This is a genomic window from uncultured Pontibacter sp., from assembly GCF_947495565.1.
In the GTDB taxonomy this organism is placed as follows: Bacteria; Bacteroidota; Bacteroidia; order Cytophagales; family Hymenobacteraceae; genus Pontibacter.
The window spans coordinates 122,275-137,003 of sequence record NZ_CANLZM010000003.1 but is presented as its reverse complement, the minus strand read 5'-3'; the positions used below and the strand labels follow the sequence as shown (position 1 = coordinate 137,003).

14 protein-coding genes are annotated in these 14,729 nt (G+C 49.8%); 9 read left to right on the top strand and 5 right to left on the bottom strand.

Annotation, left to right across the window (positions count from 1 at the left end; genetic code table 11):
• Nucleotides 1–157 precede the first annotated feature (157 nt).
• Nucleotides 158–1,390 (top strand): GDSL-type esterase/lipase family protein, encoded by a 1,233-nt coding sequence (locus Q1B04_RS05290; RefSeq protein ID WP_299756469.1) that lies wholly within the window; start codon nucleotides 158–160, stop codon nucleotides 1,388–1,390.
• On the opposite strand, the gene Q1B04_RS05285 is transcribed toward Q1B04_RS05290, so the two are convergent.
• Both Q1B04_RS05285 and Q1B04_RS05280 read right to left on the bottom strand, forming a co-directional pair.
• A complete protein-coding gene (locus Q1B04_RS05285; RefSeq protein ID WP_299756466.1) occupies nucleotides 1,391–2,005 on the bottom strand; it encodes a phosphoribosyltransferase family protein in 615 nt (204 codons plus the stop codon).
• Nucleotides 2,006–2,153: 148 nt separating this feature from the next.
• Nucleotides 2,154–2,837, bottom strand: a complete 684-nt coding sequence (locus Q1B04_RS05280) for a dienelactone hydrolase family protein (protein ID WP_299756464.1) — start codon at nucleotides 2,835–2,837, stop codon at nucleotides 2,154–2,156.
• A 134-nt stretch (nucleotides 2,838–2,971) separates the two neighbouring features.
• On the opposite strand from Q1B04_RS05280, the gene Q1B04_RS05275 reads away from it, so the two are divergent.
• The 5 genes from Q1B04_RS05275 to Q1B04_RS05255 all read left to right on the top strand — a co-directional run bounded on the left by Q1B04_RS05275 (nucleotide 2,972) and on the right by Q1B04_RS05255 (nucleotide 8,809).
• Nucleotides 2,972–3,628: a hypothetical protein gene (locus tag Q1B04_RS05275; protein ID WP_299756462.1), complete on the top strand. Its 657-nt coding sequence runs from the start codon at nucleotides 2,972–2,974 to the stop codon at nucleotides 3,626–3,628.
• 125 nt (nucleotides 3,629–3,753) lie between these two features.
• Nucleotides 3,754–4,437 (top strand): deoxyribonuclease V, encoded by a 684-nt coding sequence (nfi, locus tag Q1B04_RS05270; RefSeq protein ID WP_299756459.1) that lies wholly within the window; start codon nucleotides 3,754–3,756, stop codon nucleotides 4,435–4,437.
• Between the two features lie 94 nt (nucleotides 4,438–4,531).
• Nucleotides 4,532–4,918, top strand: coding sequence for a GxxExxY protein (locus tag Q1B04_RS05265; RefSeq protein ID WP_299756456.1), 387 nt, complete (start codon nucleotides 4,532–4,534; stop codon nucleotides 4,916–4,918).
• 209 nt (nucleotides 4,919–5,127) lie between these two features.
• Nucleotides 5,128–7,746 carry an ATP-dependent chaperone ClpB gene (gene clpB, locus Q1B04_RS05260; protein WP_299756453.1) on the top strand — a complete coding sequence of 873 codons (2,619 nt, stop codon included), beginning with the start codon at nucleotides 5,128–5,130 and terminating at the stop codon, nucleotides 7,744–7,746.
• A gap of 214 nt (nucleotides 7,747–7,960) precedes the next feature.
• Nucleotides 7,961–8,809: an alpha/beta hydrolase family protein gene (locus Q1B04_RS05255; RefSeq protein ID WP_299756451.1), complete on the top strand. Its 849-nt coding sequence runs from the start codon at nucleotides 7,961–7,963 to the stop codon at nucleotides 8,807–8,809.
• 10 nt (nucleotides 8,810–8,819) lie between these two features.
• On the opposite strand, the gene Q1B04_RS19990 is transcribed toward Q1B04_RS05255, so the two are convergent.
• Together Q1B04_RS19990 and Q1B04_RS05250 are read right to left on the bottom strand one after the other, a co-directional pair.
• A complete protein-coding gene (locus Q1B04_RS19990) occupies nucleotides 8,820–8,906 on the bottom strand; it encodes a hypothetical protein (protein ID WP_366524638.1) in 87 nt (28 codons plus the stop codon).
• A complete protein-coding gene (locus Q1B04_RS05250; protein ID WP_299756449.1) occupies nucleotides 8,894–9,016 on the bottom strand; it encodes a hypothetical protein in 123 nt (40 codons plus the stop codon). Before Q1B04_RS05250 ends, Q1B04_RS19990 begins: the two co-directional genes overlap by 13 nt.
• Nucleotides 9,017–9,278: 262 nt before the next feature.
• Here Q1B04_RS05250 and Q1B04_RS05245 point away from each other — a divergent pair, with 262 nt between their 5' ends.
• A complete protein-coding gene (locus Q1B04_RS05245; protein ID WP_299756446.1) occupies nucleotides 9,279–9,686 on the top strand; it encodes a DUF5004 domain-containing protein in 408 nt (135 codons plus the stop codon).
• Between the two features lie 55 nt (nucleotides 9,687–9,741).
• Here the strand turns inward: Q1B04_RS05245 and Q1B04_RS05240 are convergent, their stop codons facing one another.
• The gene (locus Q1B04_RS05240; protein ID WP_299756444.1) at nucleotides 9,742–10,938 is read right to left on the bottom strand and encodes a lactonase family protein; all 1,197 of its coding nucleotides are present in this window, start codon (nucleotides 10,936–10,938) and stop codon (nucleotides 9,742–9,744) included.
• Between the two features lie 776 nt (nucleotides 10,939–11,714).
• Between Q1B04_RS05240 and Q1B04_RS05235 the strand changes: the two genes are divergently transcribed.
• Complete coding sequence (locus tag Q1B04_RS05235) at nucleotides 11,715–12,308, top strand: HupE/UreJ family protein (RefSeq protein WP_299756442.1); 594 nt, start codon at nucleotides 11,715–11,717, stop codon at nucleotides 12,306–12,308.
• A 61-nt stretch (nucleotides 12,309–12,369) separates the two neighbouring features.
• The gene (locus Q1B04_RS05230; protein ID WP_299756440.1) at nucleotides 12,370–14,700 is read left to right on the top strand and encodes a M1 family metallopeptidase; all 2,331 of its coding nucleotides are present in this window, start codon (nucleotides 12,370–12,372) and stop codon (nucleotides 14,698–14,700) included.
• Nucleotides 14,701–14,729 lie beyond the last annotated feature (29 nt).

Genomic DNA, 14,729 nt, shown 5'->3' with positions numbered 1-14,729 from the left:
ATCACCTGCTACCGTCTGAGATAGCTTAGTACTTCTTACTATTATTCCGCTGAATATGAGTGCAATTTATACTTTCCCTCGCCTTCACCTTTTGCTCTTTCTCTCCGTTTTATTCCTGATCACTTTTTGTATGCCTGCTGCAGCACAGCTTAAGGTCATGCCACTTGGCAATTCTATTACGCAAGGAGATTCGGAACACCCGGGATACAAGTACAGACTCTGGAAAAAGCTTGTCGACGCTGAAGTAGACGTTGAATTTGTTGGATCGCATGATGTGAACAAGGACGGAGCGCCCTCCTTGAGAGGAGAAGTGTATAAAGGTAAAACTTTCACAAACCGTAACGAAGGCCATTGGGGCTGGCGCACAGATGAGATACTGAACGGCCAGGGCAATAACAAACAAAACAGACTGAAAGAATGGCTAAAAAATTACTCGCCGGATATTGTACTGCTGCATCTGGGCTCTAACGATGTCATGCAGGAGCAGCCTGTAGCAGAAACAATTGCAGAGCTAGAGAGCGTTGTACGGGAGATCAGAAAAAAGAACCCTAACGTAACCATTCTGATGGCCCAGCTCATACCAATATGGCTACAGAAAGTCGGCCAGAATACCATTGACAGGCTCAACGATTTTAATGCACAAATACCTCCCTTGGCCAACCGCTTAAATACAGAACAATCTCCGGTTATAGTTGTGAACCAAAATGCCAACTTTGATCCGGTGCCTGGTGCTGACACTTGGGACGGCATACATCCGAATAGCAGCGGAGAAGAGAAAATGGCTCAGCGCTGGTTTGATGCGATGGCTATAGTAATCACTCCACTCCCTGTAGAACTTGCCGCCTTCAGCGCCAGCAGCAACCCAAACCAGAATGTTACCTTGAGTTGGCAAACAGCTTCAGAAAAAGATAATGCCTACTTTGAGGTGCAGCGCTCGCTGAACGGAAACGATTTTCAGGAGATAGGACGGGTAACCGGGGCCGGCACGACTTCTATGGCACAGAGTTATACTTACACAGACGCTGCTGCCATGGCAGGCACGCTCTACTACAGGTTAAAGCAGGTTGATACAGATGGCACTAGCAGCTTTTCTAAGGTTGTGCAGGTGCAGGTAAAAGAGCGGGAACAAGCCTTAATGGTCTTTCCGACGAGTAGCAGAGGCCAAAACGTTAGCCTGCACCTGCACCACAACCATCCGGCAGAAGAAGCGGAAGTGCGTGTGTATACTTTCGATGGAAAGCTGGTGCACAAAATGGAAAACGTACAGGGAAGCAACGGAGCTTTTCGTACTCAAATCCTGACAAACCAACTACAGGGGGCCGGTTTATACTTGGTGCGCGTTACTTCCGGAGATAAGGTATATCACTCAAAATTTATTCTTGAGCGGTAGCTATACTTGGTCCCGTAGCAGTTGTATCACTTCTTCGTCGGAAGTTTGGGTGAACTCTTCGTAAAACTGGCCCACTGCCTGAAAAAACGGAGGTGTGAGCAGGCACACAAAATCATCCACAAGTCCAGAAAAATGCTTGGCGGCGGCAGGCGGTGCAACTGGCACGGCTACCACAATTTTACGGGGCTGTTCTTTTTTTACCAGCATTACGGTAGCCTCCAAGGTTTTGCCTGTTGCAATACCATCATCCACAATAATCACGACACGGCCTTTTAGAGGAATGTGCCGGCGGTTGCCCATAAAGAGCGCATACTTCTGCTGAATGCTCTGCCGAATCCGCTCTACCTCTGCCTGAATATACTCCTCCGGCACATCAGGCCTTTTGTCATATGTTACGCTATCTATACTTACAGCACCAACCGCGAACTCCGGGTTCATGGGGTGCCCTATTTTTTTAGAGACTGTCACCTCCAGCGGCATGCCCAGCGTTTTGGCAATTGGCGCCGCGACAGGCACACCGCCCCGGGGTATGGCCAGCACCACACCTTGTTCTCCTTTATACTTCTGGAGTCGCTCAGTTAGCAGCTGCGCAGCCTCCGCCCTGTTTCGAATCATGTCCATAGCTTTACATTTTATTACAAGTGTATGGGTGAGTATTCTGAATCAGCAGTTGCATAAGTACGAGGATGCGCAGAAGTATAAATTGAGTGCGTTCTAGGGCTTGGATTTCATGTGATCATCCTAAAACTCGTTTATACTTTCGCTAAGGCCGATTTTGGTGCAGGGGCTGTTGCTTTTCGGGCTTCACGTACTTCCGGAACCAATCGGTGGCAAGGCGGGCTACCAGTTCCAGGGCCCCTGGTTCTGCAAACAAATGGGTGGCATCCGGCACTATCTCTAAATCTTTTATGCACTGCATCTGGTTCTGCGCCTGTATGTTCATCTCCAGCACAGCCTCATCTTTGCCGCCTACTATCAGCAGCGTAGGCACCTGCAGGTCCATCAACACGGTATCAGCTAAGTCTGGCCTTCCGCCACGGCTTACCACGGCCTTTATAATTTGAGGGCCTTCGGCAGCGGCGGCTCCTATGGCCGAGGCAGCGCCCGTACTTGCCCCAAAGAAGGCGAGGTTCAGATCGCGTGTGCGCGGGTCTTGCTGCAACCAGTAGGTTGTCTCGATCAGTCGCCGGGTTAGCTTAGGTATATCAAAACGGTTGTTGTATTCTTTATCCTCCGACCCGGTAAGCAGGTCGAAGAGCAGTGTGGCGAAACCCGATTGCTGCAGGTGTTTGGCCACAAAACGATTGCGGCTGCTGAGGCGGCTACTGCCACTGCCATGAGAGAAAACAATGAGGCCCGCTGCACTCTCCGGAATAGCCAGATCACCGGTAAGCGATGCGTCCTGCAGCTCAATCCTGATGCTTTCGTTAAAAGTATAATTCGTCATAGTTTATGTAGGTTATCAGTATAAGTAATTGATAATATGTATACTTAACTTTACGAACCGCCATATTCAAAGTTCACAAGTATAACTCCATGGCTACCCAATGCCGTATCTGTGTTTAAAGCTTACTTTCTACTATGCGTTTTACTTTTGCTATACTTGCTGTGCTGGTTATGTGCACCTCCTGCGGCCCCGACAGCAGGCCGGGTATGTTAGGCAGCCAACGGGTAGATTCCCTTCAGGCCGCACAGGAAGAGGCCCGGCCAGCAGCACCTGACTCAGCCTCTTTTGCAGAAGAATTTAACCGGTTCTTTAACGCGCTACAAGCTGGCGACACGGCAGCGCTAAACGATTTTGTAGATGCCCAATCAGGTATCTGGCTAATAGAGCAACCCGGCGCAATGCCCGCTTACAGCCACTTTAAAAGTATACAGGAGGTACAGCGGAACTATCAGCAGCGGCCATTTACAAGTATAAACCAGGAGGTAAAAGTATGCGAGTTGCAGCACCGGGAGGCGTTTCCAGCTTTTGATTGTGCCGACATGGACCGTGGCGCAACTGGTTTTGCCGAAGATGGCTGCTTTTACACCTTCAGCACCTCCAGTTTTCAGACCACAACTATGTGGCAATACGCCAACCTAAGCGAGCAACAGGCCCAACAAGTACAGCAGCTGCAGGAGCAGGTGCAAGCCACAGTATTGCATACAGCTACCGCTTATCGCTTTCACTTCGGTTTCCGCAATGGCCGCTGGCTGCTACTCTTCGCCGACCTCCGCACGCCTTGCAGCGCGTAGAAAGTTTGGGAGTTAGGGAATTGTAGGGTTGAGGCATTTGAGTCAGGCTGGTTAGGTAGCTTTTTGCACTGGTCGCCGTAATAGCAACGAATCATTTAACCTTATATTCAACTCTCTAACTACCCATGGCTTACTACAGACGATACGATGCGCCGCCACCTGACTCAAAAGTGCTACAGGAACTTACTGCACAGCAGCGGCAAATGCAGGCAAGCATTATACTGCAAAAACCGGATTTCGAGCTAAAGTATATCGCAGGCTGTGATTCCTCGTTTATCGGCGAAGACACGATTCTGTCTGTATTCATACTTCTGACGTACCCTGCGCTGGAGGTAGCGGAGAAAGTATGGCACCATGGCCCGGTTGACCTCCCGTATATTCCCGGCTTCCTGTCTTTTCGCGAAGCCCCGAATTTGCTAAAGGCCTACGAAAAGCTGCAGCAAAAGCCCGACCTGATTATGGTAGATGGCCATGGCATTTCGCACCCGCGCCGCCTGGGCATTGCCACGCACCTGGGCCTGCAACTCAACAAGCCAACCATGGGCGTGGCCAAGAAAGTACTGGTAGGCAAGTATACCGAACCTGCCGCCGCCAAAGGTTCTATTGCTCCGCTGGTTTACAAAGATGAAGTCATTGCCAACGTAGTCCGTACTAAGGATAATATCAAACCTGTGTTCGTCTCGCCGGGCCACCTCATGGATTTAGACGCTGCAACCGATATTGCCATGCATTGCGCCCTGAAACACAAACTCCCCGAACCCACACGATTAGCTGACCACTATGCGGCGGTATTTAAGAAACTTGTCTGAATCAGGATTTGCAGGATTTTAGGATGGACAGGATTTTTCAGCATGAGTAAACTCAGCTTAAGTAAATTTTAAGGATTAAAAAGTTGAAACCTTGATGAAGCAGCTAGATGAAATAACATACAAGATTATTGGCTGTGCCATGAAGGTGCATAATACCTTAGGCAATGGATTTCAGGAGGTGATTTACCAGCGGTGCTTAGCAATAGAATTGCAGCAGGCCGAGCTAGAATTTGTGCGGGAGAAAGAGCAAACGATTTACTACAATAACATTGAGGTTGGTAGCAGGAGAGCAGATTTTATAGTTGAAGACAACATTGTGATAGAACTTAAGGCGATGATTAATCTTGAAGACATTCATTTAGCACAGGCTAAGAATTATACCGTCGCTTATAACTTGCCAGTGGGATTGCTCATAAATTTCGGTAGCCTCAGCCTCCAATACAAGAAAGTATTCAATAGCAAGTATAAATCCTTAACATAATTTTTTCATCCTCTCATCTACTAATCCAAGAGCATCCTGTCCATCCAATAATCCTGCAAATCCTGATTCAGACAAAAAGTCCGAGTTCCTTCTAAACTCTTCTCCATAGCCTGCCAAAATTACATAAAAACCGCCCAAAAATACCAATGGTGTATCCTTTGCTATAAAGCTCGTAGAATTAAAACTAAGGGAAAAACAGGTAAAGCGATATGAATTTTAATAACTATACCATCAAAGCCCAGGAGGCCATCCAGAAGGCCACCGAGGTAGCAGGCGGCAACCAGCAGCAGGCCATCGAGACCGGGCATATACTAAAGGCGATACTGGAGACAGACGAGAACGTAACCAACTTCCTGCTCCAGAAGCTGAACATCAACGGTAACATCCTGCACACAAAACTGGACGAGATAGTGGCGGCTTATCCAAAAGTGAGCGGCGGCAGCCCATACTTAGCGAACGACGCGGCGGCGGCGCTGCAAAAAGCTACGTCTTACCTAAAGGAGTTTGGCGATGAGTATGTCGCCATTGAGCACATGCTGCTGGGCCTGCTGGCCGGCCGCGATAAAGTAGCTGGCCTGATGAAGGATGTCGGGTTTAATGAGAAAGACCTGAAGAAGGCGATCAAGGAGTTGCGCGGCGGCGCCAAAGTAACCGACCAGAACGCGGAAGCCAAGTATAACTCACTAAAGCGCTACGCCAAAAATCTGAACGAACTGGCCCGTTCCGGCAAGATCGACCCGGTGATTGGCCGCGATGAAGAAATCCGCCGTGTGCTGCAAATCCTGAGCCGCCGTACCAAGAACAACCCAGTGCTGCTCGGTGAGCCAGGCGTGGGTAAAACCGCCATCGTGGAAGGTTTGGCTCAGCGCATGGTTTCCGGCGACATTCCGGAAAACCTGAAAAACAAGACGCTGATGAGCCTGGACATGGGTCTGCTGGTGGCAGGCGCTAAGTATAAAGGCGAGTTTGAGGAGCGCCTGAAGGCTGTAATTAAAGAAGTAACCGACGCCGAAGGTGAGATCATCCTTTTCATCGACGAGATTCATACTTTGATTGGCGCTGGTGCGGGCGGCGAGAGCGCCATGGATGCTGCCAACCTACTGAAACCAGCCTTGGCGCGCGGCGAGCTGCACGCCATCGGTGCCACGACTCTAAAAGAATACCAGAAATATATCGAGAAGGATAAAGCGCTGGAACGTCGTTTCCAGGCGGTGATGGTGGATGAGCCTAACGTGCCGGATGCCATTTCCATACTTCGCGGAATCAAAGACAAGTATGAAGTACACCACGGCGTGCGCATTAAAGATGATGCCATTATTGCCGCTGTGGAGTTATCGAACCGTTACATCACCGACCGTTTCTTGCCTGACAAAGCTATTGACCTAATGGACGAGGCGGCAGCGAAACTGCGCATCGAGATTGACTCCTTGCCGGTAGAACTGGACGAGTTGCAGCGCCGCATCATGCAACTGGAGATTGAGCGTGAGGCCATCCGCCGTGAAAATGATAAGGATAAGGAAACTGTTCTCTCAAAAGAAATTGCCGACCTAAGCGGAAAGCGCGACGACCTGAAAGCCAAATGGCAGAACGAAAAACAGATCATCGAGGGCATCCAGAAGGAAAAAGAGAACGTCGAGAACTATAAGCTGGAAGCGGAGCAGGCTGAACGCGCCGGTGATTATGGCCGTGTGGCAGAACTGCGTTACGGCAAGATTCAGGAAGCCGAGGCCCACCTGAAGCAGCTGCAAGAGCAGGTGCACCAGATGCAAGGCGAAAACCCGATGCTGAAGGAAGAAGTTACCTCAGAAGACATCGCCGAAATTGTTGCCAAGTGGACCGGCATACCAGTAAGCAAAATGCTGCAAAGCGATCGCGAAAAGCTCCTGAACCTGGAAAAAGAACTTGGTAAGCGCGTAGCTGGTCAGGAAGAGGCGATCGGAGCCATTTCGGATGCCGTGCGCCGCAGCCGTGCTGGTATGCAGGACCCGAAACGCCCAATCGGTTCGTTCATATTCCTGGGTACGACGGGTGTGGGTAAAACCGAGCTTGCCAAAGCGCTGGCAGATTACCTTTTTAACGATGATAACGCTATGGTGCGCATCGATATGAGTGAGTACCAGGAGCGCCACGCCGTGAGCCGTATGGTGGGAGCGCCTCCAGGCTACGTGGGCTACGAAGAAGGTGGCCAGCTAACTGAGGCCGTGCGCCGCAAGCCATACTCTGTGGTGCTACTGGATGAGATCGAAAAAGCGCACCCAGACGTGTTCAACATCCTGCTGCAGGTGCTCGACGATGGCCGACTAACGGATAGCAAAGGCCGTGTGGTGAACTTTAAGAATACCATCATCATCATGACCTCGAACATCGGTTCGCATATCATCCAAAGCAATTTTGAGAAGATGACGCCGCTGAACCACGACGAGGTAGTGGAGCAGACGAAAGAGGAAGTGTTTGACCTGCTGAAAAAGTCGGTGAGGCCGGAGTTTCTGAACCGTATCGATGAGCTGGTAATGTTCCGTCCGCTCAGCCGTGGCGACATCCGCAAGATTGTGAGCATCCAGTTCCGTCAAATTCAGCAACGCCTGGAAGAAGCAGGTATACAGCTGGTTGCCACTGACGAGGTGCTGGATTACCTGGGCGAACGGGGCTTCGACCCGCAGTTTGGTGCACGCCCGCTGAAGCGCGTGATTCAGCGCCAGGTGCTGAACGAACTGTCTAAAGAGATACTGTCTGGCAAGATTAACAAAGATTCTGTGGTAGAGGCTGTACTAGACAGCGGAGAGATTCGTTTCAATAATATCGACGTCGAGTTACCGACGGAGAAATAAGAGTAGCATAAAGATTAAAGTTTAGTTGAGAAAAAGCCCCGCCGCCTGGTGGGGCTTTTTGTTTTATCATACTCTCGCGAGCTTCCAGCTCATGGTAAAGTATAAGTCAAGCTTTCAGCTTGCGTGAATAAGACCATCTATACTTCCGCAATCCCGAAACTTGAAACAGCACCTGAAATTTCATACTTTGCCGTAGCATCACCAATCAAACCGTATGAAATATATCCGCTTCACCCTGCTCCTCTTCTTTACTTTCACCATACTTACTGCCCAGGCCAAAGTAGACACGCTTACAATTCAGAGCCCATCGATGCAGAAAATGCTGAAGGCGGGCGTGGTGACGCCAACAGATTATCAGAAGAAGAAAAACGGCCCCTATCCTGTTTTATACTTGCTGCATGGCTATAGCGGCAATTTTAGCAATTGGCTGAAGTCTCCGCGCCAAAACAATTTGCTCCAGCAGATGGCCGATAAGTATGATTTTATCATTGTAACGCCGGAAGGCGGCTACAGCAGCTGGTATTATGATAGCCCCGTGGATAAATCGATCCAGTACGAAACATACCTTACACAGGAACTGCTGCAGGAGGTGGATCGCAAGTATAAAACTATCAACAACAAGAGCGGACGGTTTATTTCTGGCCTGAGCATGGGCGGACATGGGGCTTTATATATTTCAGCCCGGAACCCTGAATTATACTTAGCCGCCGGCAGCATGAGCGGCGCCGTGAACGTAGCAGGTATTGAGCAGGAAAAGTTTTTGCAAAGTATCGAAGCCGTACTCGGTCCGAAACCTCAGAACCAGGAACTGTTTCGCCAAAGCTCTATCGTTTACTTAACGCCACTTCTTAAGAAAAGCGGCCTCAGGCTTATAATTGACTGCGGGGTAAAAGACTTTCTGATAGAGGACAACCGGGAGCTGCACCGCCGCTTGGTGTACGAAAATGTACCGCATGAATACATAGAGCGACCAGGCGCGCACACGTGGGAGTACTGGGGCAACTCACTGGAGTATCACCTGCTGTTCTTCCAGAAGGCAAGGGCCGAGGCACTGACACAGTAGTCATGCCAATTTATTCCCCCTCCCGCACCCACTGCATGGCCTGCTTCCGCTCGTGCAGGTCGAAGTAGCGCACGCCTTTATTTTTTACCGGACTGATGAGCTTGGCCGCCCACTTCTGCCATACTTTTTCATTCTATCGCGGATCTCCTTACGGTAAAGGTCGAAATCTTCATTGGTTAGCTCACCGCTCACACGCACGGCCAGCATATCGCCCGTAATTCAGGAAGTATCTGTATCATAGCATGATCTTATTTTGCTGCATCCCTACAGTTTTAAGAAAATAACCGCCATATTTAGTGACACCCTACGTAAATTCTTCTTTTAAATAAAGGCCAATAATCTACGTCAATCTCAGTTATACTTACGTAAGTGTTTTAGCAGAATCAATTATAAATGCTTGCTTGTTTGCCTGCGGCTGCAACTTATAACCTGACTTGCAGAGCACGAAATTCCCAGTATACCCTACCTTATGAAACTACTTTTCCTGCTGATCTCCTTATTTATACTTTGTACGCTTGTAAGTTTTACTGCTGATAAGCAGCAGGAGGCCTACTCTATAGTTGGCAGCTGGAAATTAGTGGATATGCAGATTGGTAATGATGAAGGGGCAAAAACCAAAAGCGACATCAAAAATACCCTAAGCCAAAGCTCCATGCGGTTTGTTTTCGAAGAGTCAGGGCAGTTTAGGATGGAGTTAGCTGCTGATGGCCGTGGCCTGCACGGCGGTTACCTATACGACTCCGTAACTCAGGTTCTCAGCATCCGTTATGGCACACACACAGACACAGCACTGGTCTCTTGGCAAGGAAAAGATAAAATGATACACGCCACACAAGACGGCAAAACCACTACCACGCTGGAGCGGGTTACGGAATAATAAACAGGAAAGGCCAGCTGCATTAGCTGGCCTTTCCTGTTTATACATGCCTCCCTTAGCGGAAAACAATATTAACCGGCTTCTGCACCTGCGCCGTGTTACTGGTAGCGGTAAGTTTGCCGGTGGCTTTGTCTACTTTAAAAGAGGTAATACTGTTTGAGCGCTCATTGGCAATCAGCAATATATTTCCGGATGGGTCTATAGAAAAATCGCGTGGCCAATCGCCGCCGGTGCTTACGTGCTGCGCCAACGAAAGCTTGCCTGTGCCTTCCTCAATAGCGTAAACCACAATGCTGTTGTGCCCACGGTTGGAGCCGTAAAGGAACCTGCCATCCGGAGAAACCTTAACGGCGGCAGGCTGGTTGTTTTCCTTAAAATCAGAAGGCAGCGTGGTGATGGTTTGCACTTCCGAAAAAGTGCCTTTCGCTGCATCGTAGGCAAGCGTTGTCATGGTAGAATTGAGCTCGTGCAGCAGAAAAGCATACTTGCCATTCGGGTGGAAAACCATGTGGCGCGGCCCTGACCCAGCTGCAGCGGCATAAGCTACGTCCGGGCTATTCTTTACCAGCTGCCCGTTTTCCACTTTATACCCTAAAACCTTATCAGCGCCTAAATCTACGGCAAAACTATACTTGCCATCCGGAGAGGGTGCAATATAATGGGCGTGCGGCCCCTCCTGCCGGTTTTGGTTTGGTCCGGAGCCTTGGTGCTGCACCACGTTGGGCTGGCCCAGTTGCCCGTTTTCCTGCACCGGCAACGCCGCCACATTGCCTCCTACATAATTGGCCACCAGCACTGTATTACCGACCATGGCAATGTAGCAAGGCGCACCGCCCTCAGATGGCATTCTGTTCAGCAGGCGCAGTTTATCTCCTTCATCCTCTATCGCAAACGCACTCACCGCACCGCTTTCCTTTACTTCAAACTCCTGCGTTTCATTTACGGCATACAAATACTCACCCGAAGCATCCAATGTTAAGTAAGAAGGGTTTTCTCCTGCTTTAAAACCACTCACGCGCGTTAACTCGCCGGTTTTAGAGTTCAAGCTGTACAGAAAAATGCTCTCCTCGTTCGGGTCGGCGTAAGTGCCCACGTATAGCAAAGTTGTTTTCATACTGTCTGATTCTGATGTAGTGGTAGCTACTGCCTCCTGCTGCTCTGTGGCGGTATTGCAACCTGCCAAAGCTAAAGCAAAAACCAGCGCTGCTCTGTTTACCAGTTTCTGGCGGATTTGGTTAAATATCTTATACATAATATAGTTTTGGGGGATAGTCTGAATAGAAGCTAAAGGTATAAATTCTTACCAAGGAAGTATAGTTACGGGCATAGTAGTTTAAGTCAATGCCTTTGCTGATGTTATTTTATGTTGATTCAGCCTTTGCTCAGGAACGGGGTCTGCTCGGTAATGACTATCATTCCCTGCACATTTCAAAGTATAAGGTTGTGAGTTTCTGCATCACCGGGTCGAACCACCCCTAACCCCTCCTTGCCCAAGGAGGGGAATTCTTACCTTACCCCAGCCCTCTCCTTTTATCGAGGACCCCTACCCCCAAAACAGGAGAGGGAGTTCGGTTCAAACTCCGTCAGCGGTGGCTATCGAAATAATTCCCAGTCTTTCCGTTGAGCGCCTATGGAGTTTTTCCGGTGACGAGCGATAGCGAGGCATTGCGACGTAGGAGCAAAGGAAAAGGTCCCAGCGCGATGCGGGAAGACGAGGCCTCCCGGCCTTGAGGGAACCAAAGCCAGAGATGAATCAAGCAGGTTGTAAAGCCGTGGATCAACAAAGGTTAGAGAGTATAGCTTGGTTCAAACTGAAATCAGCAGCAGCTAAAGTATAAACTTGGCAACAACTTGAAGCATAGCTCATGCTGAAAGCAGCCACTAAACGTCTAAACTTATAGAGCTAATACCTCTATTCGTCGATATACCTGCTGCAACTGCTGCACAAGCCTGTCAGAACATTGCATGTTTAGCCGCAGATGCGTAATTTGCAACTTAGCTATATCTACATCCTAATATACTTACGCAGTGTCATCTGTATTCAATACTTACATAGAACTGGGCTTCAATCACATATTTGATTTTAAAGCCTATGATCACATGCTGTTCCTGCTGGCCCTGAGCGCCATTTATACCTTACAGGACTGGAAGAAAGCAATTGCACTGGTTACCAGCTTTACCATCGGCCACAGCATTACACTGGCACTTGCCACCTTCAACATCATTAAGTTTGACTCATCCTTGATTGAGTTCCTGATACCGGTAACCATACTTTTTACATGCGTCACTAACTTCTTTAAGCTGAACGGCGCAGCAAGCAAGCAGGGAACTATCCTGTCGATGCACAACCTGTTGGCGATTTTATTTGGCCTGATTCATGGCATGGGCTTCTCCAATTTCCTGCGCCAGATGCTGGGCCGCAACGGTAATATCTGGCAGCAGCTGCTGGCCTTTAATATTGGCATAGAGCTGGGGCAGCTGCTGATCGTAAGTATACTTCTGATAGTAGGATTCCTGATAATGAACCTGTTTCGGGCAAAAAAGCGCGATTGGATCCTGGTGCTTTCCAGCGCTGCAGCCGGCATTTCCTTAATTCTAATGATAGAAACCAACATCTTCTAGCTTAAGCTAGAAAGGTAAATTTTACTTTAACCCTTACTTTATCTATCCTAACTAAAACCACATGAGAAACATTTTAGCAGGATTGGCTCTGGTTAGCTTAGTGGCAGGCCCTTTAGCGGCACTGGCACAGGATACCAAGTTTGCCCAGCTGGGGCAAGAGCTGCCAACCCCTAACACGTACCGCACCGCTTCGGGCGCTCCAGGCCACCAGTACTGGCAGCAGCGTGCTGACTATACTATAAAAGTGGAGCTCGACGACGAAAACCAAGCCATCACCGGCTCCGAAACAATTACCTACACCAACAACTCGCCAGACGTACTCTCTTACCTGTGGGTGCAGCTGGATCAGAACATCTTCGAGCCGAACTCGATGAGCAACCTGACACAGACGGCGGAGCTGCGACAAGAGATTCCACTGCGTGCCGTGGAGTACATGACGCGCGAGAAGTTTGACGGCGGCTTTAAGATTAGCAAAGTGGCCGACCGTGGCGGCAAGGCGCTGCAGTATACCATCAACAACACCATGATGCGTATCGACCTTCCTTCCCCGCTTAAGCCAAAGCAAAGCATTACCTTCAGCATCGACTGGAAACATAACATCAACAACCAGAAAACATTGGGCGGCCGCTCTGGCTACGAGTATTTCCCGGAGGATGACAACTACCTCTACGAGATGGCGCAGTGGTTTCCGCGCATGGCTGTGTACGACGACGTGAACGGATGGCAGCACAAGCAGTTCCTGGGCAGCGGCGAGTTTGCCCTGCCTTTCGGCGACTACAAAGTAAGCATTACCGTACCAGCCGACCACGTGGTAGCTGCTACCGGCGAGCTGCAAAATGCCAACCAGGTGCTTTCTTCTACGCACCAGAAGCGCTGGGCAGAAGCCGCCAAAAGCAACGAACCAGTAGTGATCGTGACGCAAGAGGAGGCTACTAAAGCTGAGAAAACCAAAGCCAAGAACAAAAAAACCTGGGTATACTCGGCAGATAACGTACGCGACTTTGCCTGGGCCAGTTCCCGTAAGTTTATCTGGGATGCCATGAACGTGAAAGTGGCTGGCAAGAATGTTTTGGCCATGTCTTACTACCCGAAAGAGGCTAACCCACTTTGGGGGCAGTACTCAACCGAGGCTGTAGCGCATACTTTAGAAGTGTACTCTAAGCACACTATTGATTACCCATACCCGGTTGCTATTTCGGTACACGGCCCGGTAGGTGGCATGGAGTACCCTATGCTGTCGTTTAACGGGTACCGCCCGGAGCCGGACGGCACGTATTCTGACCGCATCAAGTATGGTTTGATCTCCGTGATTATCCACGAAGTGGGCCACAACTTCTTCCCGATGATCATTAACTCGGATGAGCGCCAGTGGACGTGGATGGATGAGGGCCTGAACACCTTTATGCAGTACCTGGCAGAGCAGGAATGGGAGCGCACCTATCCATCGCGCCGGGGTGAGCCACAGGATATTGTGGAGTACATGAAGAGCGCTAAAAACACGCAGGTTCCGATCATGACAAATTCGGAGTCGGTGCTTCAGTTTGGCAACAACGCCTATGGCAAGCCGGCCACTGCTCTAAATGTTTTACGTGAAACAGTGATGGGCCGCGAGCTGTTCGATTACGCCTTTAAGGAATACTCTAAGCGCTGGGCCTTTAAGCACCCAATGCCTGCCGACTTCTTCCGTACGATGGAAGACGCATCTGGCGTGGATCTGGACTGGTTCTGGAGAGGCTGGTTCTATACCACTGACCACACCGATATTGCCATGACCGACGTGAAATGGTATACCATCGACTCGCAGGACCCGGCTTTTGTGAACGCTCAGATGCGCGAGCAGCAGAATAAAGCGCCTCAAACACTGTCGCAGCAGCGCAACCTGACGGACATCAAGAAAACGCGCGTGGAGCTTCGCCCGCAGCTGAACGACTTCTACAACAACTACGACCCATTGGCTACCACAGCCGCTGATGAGCAGGCATACCGCCAGTTCCTGGGCCAGCTAACGCCTGAGCAAAAGGAGAAGCTGAACTCCGGCCTAAACTTCTACGAAGTTAGCTTTGCAAACCAAGGCGGCCTGGTTATGCCTTTAATCGTGCGGATGGCATATGAGGATGGCTCTGAAGAAGTGGTGAACATCCCGGCCGAGATCTGGCGCTACAACAACGATGAGATTACCAAGGTATTCATCACCGAGAAGCCAGTGGTAAGTTTCGAACTGGATCCATACCTGCAGACCGCAGACACGGACCTTTCAAACAACACTTTCCCGCGCCAGGTTGCTCCATCTCGTTTCGAGATATTTAAGCAGCAGAACAGCCGCATGAACCCTATGCAGCGTGAGCGCGCCACCAGCAGCCGCAGCGGCGGCCAGAGCGGCAGCGGTCAGTAGGTTTATACTTTAGCTGAAACAGAAAAGCG

Excerpts from the sequence above, each read along its gene's own strand:
- Q1B04_RS05285 (WP_299756466.1), bottom strand. The coding sequence starts at position 2,005 with ATGATTCGAAACAGGGCGGAGGCTGCGCAGCTGCTAACTGAGCGACTC.
- Q1B04_RS05250 (WP_299756449.1), bottom strand. The coding sequence starts at position 9,016 with ATGCTGGCCGTGCGTGTGAGCGGTGAGCTAACCAATGAAGATTTCGAC.
- Q1B04_RS05245 (WP_299756446.1), top strand. The coding sequence starts at position 9,279 with ATGAAACTACTTTTCCTGCTGATCTCCTTATTTATACTTTGTACGCTT.
- Q1B04_RS05265 (WP_299756456.1), top strand. The coding sequence starts at position 4,532 with ATGAAGCAGCTAGATGAAATAACATACAAGATTATTGGCTGTGCCATG.
- Q1B04_RS05230 (WP_299756440.1), top strand. The coding sequence starts at position 12,370 with ATGAGAAACATTTTAGCAGGATTGGCTCTGGTTAGCTTAGTGGCAGGC.
- Q1B04_RS05255 (WP_299756451.1), top strand. The coding sequence starts at position 7,961 with ATGAAATATATCCGCTTCACCCTGCTCCTCTTCTTTACTTTCACCATA.
- Q1B04_RS05240 (WP_299756444.1), bottom strand. The coding sequence starts at position 10,938 with ATGTATAAGATATTTAACCAAATCCGCCAGAAACTGGTAAACAGAGCA.
- Q1B04_RS05275 (WP_299756462.1), top strand. The coding sequence starts at position 2,972 with ATGCGTTTTACTTTTGCTATACTTGCTGTGCTGGTTATGTGCACCTCC.
- Q1B04_RS05290 (WP_299756469.1), top strand. The coding sequence starts at position 158 with ATGCCACTTGGCAATTCTATTACGCAAGGAGATTCGGAACACCCGGGA.
- nfi (WP_299756459.1), top strand. The coding sequence starts at position 3,754 with ATGGCTTACTACAGACGATACGATGCGCCGCCACCTGACTCAAAAGTG.
- Q1B04_RS05280 (WP_299756464.1), bottom strand. The coding sequence starts at position 2,837 with ATGACGAATTATACTTTTAACGAAAGCATCAGGATTGAGCTGCAGGAC.
- clpB (WP_299756453.1), top strand. The coding sequence starts at position 5,128 with ATGAATTTTAATAACTATACCATCAAAGCCCAGGAGGCCATCCAGAAG.